This window comes from Nocardia sp. NPDC051929 (assembly GCF_044548645.1).
Classification (GTDB): Bacteria; Actinomycetota; Actinomycetes; order Mycobacteriales; family Mycobacteriaceae; genus Nocardia; species Nocardia sichangensis.
Genome location: NZ_JBIUCG010000055.1, coordinates 1 through 7,603 on the forward strand (window position 1 = coordinate 1; position 7,603 = coordinate 7,603).

The 7,603-nt window shown below is 66.6% G+C and carries 9 protein-coding genes and 3 tRNA genes; all 12 read right to left on the reverse strand.

What is annotated here, in order from left to right; all coding sequences use genetic code 11:
* Positions 1 to 271: 271 nt before the first annotated feature.
* Positions 272 to 652 (reverse strand): 50S ribosomal protein L7/L12, encoded by a 381-nt coding sequence (gene rplL, locus ACIHAX_RS37535; protein WP_043698929.1) that lies wholly within the window; start codon positions 650 to 652, stop codon positions 272 to 274.
* Between the two features lie 58 nt (positions 653 to 710).
* Entirely contained in the window at positions 711 to 1,250 is a 540-nt protein-coding gene (gene rplJ, locus ACIHAX_RS37540) for a 50S ribosomal protein L10 (protein ID WP_355072042.1), read from the reverse strand.
* Between the two features lie 434 nt (positions 1,251 to 1,684).
* Entirely contained in the window at positions 1,685 to 2,224 is a 540-nt protein-coding gene (locus ACIHAX_RS37545) for an NAD(P)H-dependent oxidoreductase (protein WP_364424247.1), read from the reverse strand.
* 96 nt (positions 2,225 to 2,320) lie between these two features.
* Positions 2,321 to 3,034, reverse strand: coding sequence for a 50S ribosomal protein L1 (rplA, locus tag ACIHAX_RS37550; protein ID WP_067810457.1), 714 nt, complete (start codon positions 3,032 to 3,034; stop codon positions 2,321 to 2,323).
* 75 nt (positions 3,035 to 3,109) lie between these two features.
* Entirely contained in the window at positions 3,110 to 3,544 is a 435-nt protein-coding gene (rplK, locus tag ACIHAX_RS37555) for a 50S ribosomal protein L11 (protein ID WP_063051596.1), read from the reverse strand.
* Positions 3,545 to 3,641: 97 nt separating this feature from the next.
* Positions 3,642 to 4,457: a transcription termination/antitermination protein NusG gene (nusG, locus tag ACIHAX_RS37560; protein ID WP_355072038.1), complete on the reverse strand. Its 816-nt coding sequence runs from the start codon at positions 4,455 to 4,457 to the stop codon at positions 3,642 to 3,644.
* Positions 4,458 to 4,547: 90 nt separating this feature from the next.
* The gene (gene secE / locus ACIHAX_RS37565; protein ID WP_397282421.1) at positions 4,548 to 4,946 is read right to left on the reverse strand and encodes a preprotein translocase subunit SecE; all 399 of its coding nucleotides are present in this window, start codon (positions 4,944 to 4,946) and stop codon (positions 4,548 to 4,550) included.
* Positions 4,947 to 5,054: 108 nt separating this feature from the next.
* Positions 5,055 to 5,127: transfer RNA gene (locus ACIHAX_RS37570), tRNA-Trp, on the reverse strand.
* Between the two features lie 222 nt (positions 5,128 to 5,349).
* A complete protein-coding gene (locus tag ACIHAX_RS37575) occupies positions 5,350 to 6,414 on the reverse strand; it encodes a fused (3R)-hydroxyacyl-ACP dehydratase subunits HadA/HadB (RefSeq protein ID WP_356963462.1) in 1,065 nt (354 codons plus the stop codon).
* 181 nt (positions 6,415 to 6,595) lie between these two features.
* Positions 6,596 to 6,766, reverse strand: coding sequence for a 50S ribosomal protein L33 (rpmG, locus tag ACIHAX_RS37580; RefSeq protein ID WP_011211653.1), 171 nt, complete (start codon positions 6,764 to 6,766; stop codon positions 6,596 to 6,598).
* 41 nt (positions 6,767 to 6,807) lie between these two features.
* A tRNA-Met gene (locus ACIHAX_RS37585) sits at positions 6,808 to 6,883 on the reverse strand.
* A gap of 77 nt (positions 6,884 to 6,960) precedes the next feature.
* Positions 6,961 to 7,033 (reverse strand) — tRNA-Thr (locus ACIHAX_RS37590).
* Positions 7,034 to 7,603: the final 570 nt, after the last annotated feature.

Consider the following 7,603-nt stretch of genomic DNA (forward strand, 5'->3'; position numbering starts at 1 on the left):
TTGGTCACACTCTCGGTCCTGACCTCGACGCCCACGCCAACCTCCACAAATTCTCAGCGAGCTGCCCACCGGCGAACCGCGCGCTCGGTCATCGCGGTCCGTCACGTGTGGGTTCGGTCACTGTAACTCATGGGACAGATCGGGCACACCCCAACCTGACTGCGTAGTAACTCCGCAATCCTTTCGGTATCGGCGATAGCGGCGGGATTGCCAAAAACGCGAACGGGCGATCCCCAAAGGGGACCGCCCGTTCGGCGTGTTCGGTCGTGAATTACTTGACCGAGACCTTGGCGCCGGCCTCTTCCAGCTTCGCCTTGGCGGCCTCGGCGGCATCCTTGGCGACCTTCTCCAGGATCGGCTTCGGGGCGCTCTCGACCAGGTCCTTGGCTTCCTTCAGGCCCAGGCCGGAGACGATCTCGCGGACCACCTTGATGACCTGGATCTTCTTGTCGCCCGCACCCTCGAGGACGACGTCGAACTCGTCCTGCTCCTCGGCGGCCTCGGCCGGAGCGGCGGCACCGCCGACGGCGGCGACTGCGACCGGAGCAGCCGCGGTGACCTCGAACTTCTCCTCGAACTTCTTCACGAAGTCCGACAGCTCGAGCAGGGTCATGTTGCCGAAGGTCTCGAGCAGTTCGTCAACGTTGGCCATTGTTGTGTTCCTTTCGGTAGTTGATGTCTATATGCGGGCGAGTCGTGCCGCACGGGTCTTACTCGGCGGCCGGTGCGCCTTCTTCGGCCTGCTTCTTCTCCTGCAGCGCGGCGGCCAGGCGGGCCACCTGCGAGGCGGGAGCGTTGAACAAACCGGCGGCCTTGGTGAGGTTGCCCTTGAGCGCGCCCGCCAGCTTGGCCAGCAGCACCTCGCGGGTTTCCAGGTCGGCGATCCGCTCGACCTCGGACACGGACAGCGGAGCGCCGTCCATGTAGCCGCCCTTGATGATGAGCGCCTTGTTGTCCTTCGCGAAGGTCTTCAGGGCCTTGGCCGCGTTGACCGGCTCACCCGTGATGAAGGTGATCGCGGTCGGCCCGACGAACAGTTCGTCGAGACCTTCCACGCCCGCCTCGGCGGCGGCACGCTTGACCAGGGTGTTCTTGGCGACGGAGTACGTGGCGTCGGCGCCGAGCGCGCGCCGCAGCTCGGTGAGCTTGCCGACCGACAGGCCACGGTATTCCGTGACGACGGTGGCCGTCGAGCTCTTGAACTGCTCCGCGATCTCCTCGACCGCGGTGACCTTCTCGGGTTTTGCCATACTTCGCCTCCTCTCTGATTGGTCGGTTCGTATACGCGAACTACCGATCAGGGGCCGGCGACAAAACAAACGCCCCGAACGCAGAGCGTTCCGGGGCGCAACAGAAAACCGATCCGGTGCGTATCCGGATCAATTCCCAGCCTCGGCTCTCCCTGCGTGGGCCGCCGGCAATGTCGCCGGACCTTCGACCGAACCCATACGGGATCGGCGACCAACGGTCTTCGGTAGAACGGATTGGGTAGCGATCGAACTCGTCGATAACTGACTTCCAATGTACCTGCATGGGTTCCCATCTGCCAAAACGGGCCCCGGCAGACGTCTGCTCGCAACCACTCGGCCGTCGAATCGTTGTGCCGCGACTCGCTTTTCCGCGGTGCACACCCGTGCGCCGCCCGGAATGCGATGCCGCGGTCTGCGTCGGCGAGTGGTGTTTCTCACGAAGTCGCGGTCGCGGCATGCCGCGCGAGACCGCGCAACACGGCCGTGGCGCCGGACCGGAATTCAGGGTCGGCGACCAGTCCGTCGGGGCCGACGCCCTCGCGCGGCACAGGGAGTCGTCGGCAGGCATCCGGATCGATGTCGGCTCCGACATAACCCAGCACGCTGCGCAGTGTGGCGGTCGCGCCGTCACCGCGACCCTCCGGCGCGACCGTGATCCAAGCGACCGGCTTGCCGTAGAGATCACCGGCGCCAACCGTCCAGTCCAGCAGGTTCTTCAAACTGCCCGGCAAAGTGCCCGCGTATTCGGGCGTGGAGAACAGCACGGCGTCGGCGCGCGAAAGTTGTTCGCGGAGCGCGACTACCGCGGGATGAGCGGTGCCGTCGTCGTCCGGAGCGAAAGCGGGCAGATCCGCGAGCCCGTCGTACCAGACGGTTTCGACACCGTCCGGGGCGATCGCCGAGACGGTTCGTAGTGCGGCGGAATTGGTGGAGGCGGCGCGAGTACTACCGGAGATCAACAGAACGACGGTCACATCCACCCCAACCACGCCGTCGGGCGGATTAGTCCTCGAACGCGCAACGGCGGGAACGCACAATGCGTTCCCGCCGTTGCCGCGGCTCGCTGCTGCTTACGCGTCCTCTTCCAAGAGGTTGCGGGTGCGGTTCGGGTCCACCGGGATGCCCGGTCCGGTGTTCGTCGAGACCGTCACCTTCTTGACATAGCGGCCCTTGGCGGTCGACGGCTTGGCCCGCAGGATCTCGTCCAGCGCGGCGCCGTAGTTCTCCACCAGCTTGCTGTCGTCGAAGGACGCCTTGCCGATGACGAAGTGCAGGTTGGCCTGCTTGTCGACACGGAAGTTGATCTTGCCGCCCTTGATGTCGTTGACGGCCTTGGTCACATCGGTGGTGACCGTGCCCGTCTTCGGGTTCGGCATCAGGCCGCGCGGGCCGAGGACACGCGCGATCCGGCCGACCTTGGCCATCTGGTCCGGGGTGGCGATCGCGGCGTCGAAGTCCAGCCAGCCGCCCTGGATCCGCTCGATCAGGTCCTCGGCGCCGACGGCATCGGCGCCCGCGGCCTCGGCCTCGGCGGCCTTCTCGCCCGCGGCGAACACGATGACGCGGGCGGTCTTACCGGTGCCGTGCGGCAGGTTGACCGTGCCGCGGACCATCTGGTCCGCCTTGCGGGGATCCACACCGAGACGCACGGCGACCTCGACGGTCGCGTCGGTCTTGGTGGTGGCGGTCTCCTTCGCCAGGCGCGCGGCGGCCAGCGGGGAGTAGAGCTTGGTGCGATCGACCTTCTCGGCCGCGGCGAGGTACGCCTTGCTTCGTTTTGCCATGATTCTCTGTCCTTGTTGGTAGTTCAGACGTGGTTATCGGGCCTGGCCGGCCCTCCCACCGGGGAGCGGTTCCGCTCAGCCCTCGACGGTGATGCCCATCGAACGCGCGGTACCCGCGATGATCTTGGCCGCCTGCTCGATGTCGTTGGCGTTCAGATCTTCCTGCTTGGTCTTGGCGATCTCGCGCACCTGGTCCATGGTCACCTTGGCGACCTTGTTGCGGTGCGGCTCCGCCGAGCCCTTCTGCACGCCGGCGGCCTTGAGCAGCAGCTTGGCGGCGGGCGGGGTCTTCAGCTTGAAGTCGAACGACCGGTCCTCGTACACCGAGATCTCGACCGGGATGACGTTGCCACGCTGCGACTCGGTCGCGGCGTTGTACGCCTTGCAGAACTCCATGATGTTGACGCCGTGCTGACCGAGCGCGGGGCCGACCGGAGGGGCCGGGTTCGCCTGGCCGGCCTGGATCTGAAGCTTGATGATCCCGGCGAGCTTCTTCTTCTTGGGGGGCATCTTTCTTTCCTAGGTGTTGGTGTCCCTTGCTCTTTGCAAGTCTGGTGTTGCGATCCTCGCCCGGGGCCGGATTCACCCGGCCGCCGACAGAGCTGGTCTAGATCTTCGCGACCTGGGTGAACGCCAGCTCGACCGGGGTCTCGCGGCCGAAGATCGACACGAGCACCTTCAGCTTCTGCTGCTCGGCGTTCACCTCGGAGATGCTGGCGGGCAGCGTCGCGAACGGGCCGTCCATGACGGTCACCGACTCGCCGACCTCGAAGTCGACCTCGATGACCGGCTTCGGCGCGATCTCGCCGCCCGCGGTCTCGGGAGTCGCCGCAGCGGCTGCCGCGGCGGGCTTCTTCTGCTGCTGTGCGGCCGGAACGAGGAACTTCACCACGTCATCGATGGACAGCGGCGACGGGCGCGAAGTGGCGCCGACGAAACCCGTGACGCCGGGGGTGTTGCGCACCGCGCCCCACGACTCGTCGTTCAGCTCCATGCGGACCAGGATGTAACCGGGCAGCACCTTGCGGTTGACGTGCTTGCGCTGCCCGTTCTTGATCTCGGTGACCTCTTCGGTGGGCACCTCCACCTGGAAGATGTAGTCCTCCAGGTCCAGGTTCTGCACGCGGGTCTCGAGGTTGGCCTTCACCTTGTTCTCGTAACCGGCGTAGGAGTGGATGACGTACCACTCGCCGGGAGCGCGCCGCAGCGCCGCCTTCATCTCGGCGACCGGGTCGGCGGGCTCGGCATCGACGGCGGCGGCAGGGGCGGACTCAGCGGGCTCCGATTCCTCGACCGCGGGCTCGTCGGTCGCGAACTCCTCGACGGAGTCGGTGGACTCGGCCACCGTGTCGTCGGCCGGGAACTTGTCGTGTGTGTCGTTCTCCGGGGTGCTCACTGGGGCACTCGCTTCCTGTGTCGTCACGTACATCCTCTGCGTGCCGGGCCGGGCGCGCGGCGAAATCACTCCACCCGTCTCCGCCCGGGATCGGCTACCGGCGTCGGCGTCGTTCAGCTAGCCGAACAGCCAGTTGACACCCTTGATGAACGCCAGATCCAACCCGCTGATGAACGCGACCATGAAAATCACGAACACCAGAACAACGCTCGTATAGGTGACCATCTGCTTCCGGTTGGGCCAGATCACCTTGCGCAGTTCCGCGATGACCTCACGCAGGAACTTGAGCAAACGCTTGAACGGATTACCCGACTTCTTGCGTTCGGCCCGATCGGTCGCCTTGGTTGCCTTCCGCGACGGACGGTCGAGCGTGGCGATAGCGCCCGTGTCGACATCCGAAGACCCGGCACGGGTCCGCCGCGCGGACCGCTTTCCGCTCGGCCGTGTCGCTGCGGCGGTGTCGTCGCCTTCGTCGGCGGCATGTGCGCCGCGGCGAGTGTCCCGCTCGTCGCTCACGCCTTCTCCTCGCTGAGCTCGGTGCCGTCGTGCGCGATGCGCGCTGTGCCAATGGCTCGCTCGCTACGCTCGCTCACGTCGATCCTCTCTCGTCGCTGGCATCCAGGGCAGGGGCGACAGGACTTGAACCTGCAACCTGCGGTTTTGGAGACCGCTGCTCTGCCAGTTGAGCTACGCCCCTTTGGTCGGACGGTGTTGGCTGTCCAACCACTGTTCGATATTCAGTTGTGCCCTGGTGTCACACAACACGCGCGCCGCTCCGGCAGTTGCCGGCCCCGTCGGCGAATCCTCGCGGATCGCCTGGAACCAGCCCCTCAGAGCAGCGCGCAGCGGCTGGCGACCCCAGAAACCCGAGTGTACGTTACCGTCCGCGCCATTAGCCAATCCGGGTCGCTGTGCCTGGTCAGGCCAGCTGCACCGTCGCGGTGGCGCGGCCGAAGATCTTCTTCCCCGCCGCCTTCGCGACGATGGCCACGACCGCGGTCTTTGTCTCCGGATCGACCGACTTCACCTTACCGGTGTACTCGACTTCGGCGGCCTCGTCGGACCCGACGTAGACCGGGCTGGTGAAGCGGACGTTGTACTCCTTGATCGCGCCCGGGTCGCCCAGCCACGAGGTGACGAAACCGCCACCGAGGCCCATGGTCAGCATGCCGTGCGCGACCACGTTCTCCAGGCCGACCAGCTTCACGACCTCGTCGCTCCAGTGGATCGGGTTGGCGTCACCGGAGACGCCCGCGTAGTTCACCAGATCGCCGCGGGTGAGCCGGACGACGCGGGTGGGCAGCTCGTCACCCACCGAGACGTCCTCGAACCCGATGGCGTGCTTGGTGCGCACACCGTCCACGGGCGGCACGACCGGCGCGGGCGCCTGGGTCACCGCGAGCGAGCGCGGACGATGCCCCGGCGCGTCCTCGCCGATGCCGTGCATGAGCACGTTCCGGACGGCGGCGTTGAGGTTCGGGTCGATATCGCCGCCGCTGCGGCCGACGAGGGTGGTGTAAGTGGTGAGCACCAGTTCGTCGTTCTGCGCGGTGACGATGTTTTTGGTCACGATGATGTCGCCGCCGAATGCCTGCCGGAACGAGTGCAGGTGGACATCGCAGGTGAGCTGGTCGCCGACCTTGATCGGGCGATGGAACTCGAGGATCTGGTCGGTCTGCATGATCTGGCTGAGGTCGTAGCCGGTGACGACCTCTTCGAACAGTTTGCGCTGGGCGAGAATTCCGACCAGGGAGATGAAGGTAACCGGCGCGAGCAGGTTGTCGTACCCGTACTCCTGCGCCGCGTCCTCGTCCCAGTGCACCGGGTGGTAGTCCTGCACGGCGCGGGCGTATTCACGCACCTTCTCGCGGCCGACCTCGTAGTAGTCGTCGACGCGGTAGTGGTGACCGACCATCGCCGCGGCGTTCGCCGCGGGGTCGAGCGCCTCGCTCGTCTGGACCGCTTCGTCTGTACCGGTGTTGATTGTCACGGGAGGACTGTACCTATCTGACCCCGTCACCCGGAGTCTGTGGAGCGCTCACCACCGCACCCACACCGTGAAATGCGTCAGGGCCGGACAATTGTCCGGCCCTCGCGGTGCCACGGCCCGAGATACCGGGAGCGACTCCCGGCGCTACACCACGCGGTAGTTCACGCGTGGATGACTAGCGGGATTCGCGGTGCGCCCGGTGCGTGCCGCAGTTCGGGCAGAACTTCTTCAGCTCCAAGCGGTCCGGATCGTTGCGCCGGTTCTTCTTGGTGATGTAGTTGCGGTGCTTGCACTGCTCGCAGGCCAAGGTGATCTTTGGCCGGACATCGGTGGACTTCGCGGCCACGATATGCCTTCTTTCCGGTACCTGATGGGCTTGATCGGTTGTGGTAGCGATGGCCGGACTTGAACCGGCGACACAACGATTATGAGTCGTTTGCTCTACCGACTGAGCTACACCGCCACGGCGTCGCATTGCCATGGTGCCGAGCCCGCACTATCGGGAGCGATGCCGAGTCGGTCACCACCGGCAATCCGGCGAGCCCCCTAACGGAATCGAACCGTTGACCTTTTCCTTACCATGGAAACGCTCTGCCGACTGAGCTAAGGGGGCATGACTACTTCCGCACCGAGCCCCAAACACCCGACCTCAGCGCGGTGAAGTCTTGAACGAGGTTACACACTCACCGCTCCCACCACCAAACCGTGTGGTCAGAGACGTATTTTTCACCCGCGGGGACACGGAATTCCACGCGTCGCCAGGGCTCGCACCCACGCCGACGCCGCTCGCGACCGCGTTGAGCGCACAAACCGACCCCGCAGGGCTGTCGGGTTCACGCAGACCTCGGAGTGCGCGGCCTCGAAATGCACGGCGTATGAGATCGGCCGATCGGCACACACGGGCACCCGAACACCCGCGACCGACGCCAATCCGGCAATCCCAGAATCAAACGAAACGCGTGTGACCAATGCAACCACTGGAAGGGGGGTCCCGGGGGGCGAAGCCCCGCCGGGCGGGGCGTGGGGGGGGGGGGCCCCCCCCCCCCCACGCCCCGGCGCGCCGGCGCGGCGGGGGGGGGGGGGGGGGGGCGCGCGGGGGGGGGGGGGGGGGGGGGGGGGGGCGCCGCCGGGGGGGGGGGGGGGGGGGGGGGGGGGGGGGGGGGGGGGGGCGGGGGGGGGGGGG

Coding starts and splice junctions, on each gene's coding strand:
- rplJ (WP_355072042.1), bottom strand. CDS start 1,250: ATGGCAAAACCCGAGAAGGTCACCGCGGTCGAGGAGATCGCGGAGCAG.
- rplA (WP_067810457.1), bottom strand. CDS start 3,034: ATGGCAAAACGAAGCAAGGCGTACCTCGCCGCGGCCGAGAAGGTCGAT.
- rplL (WP_043698929.1), bottom strand. CDS start 652: ATGGCCAACGTTGACGAACTGCTCGAGACCTTCGGCAACATGACCCTG.
- rplK (WP_063051596.1), bottom strand. CDS start 3,544: ATGCCCCCCAAGAAGAAGAAGCTCGCCGGGATCATCAAGCTTCAGATC.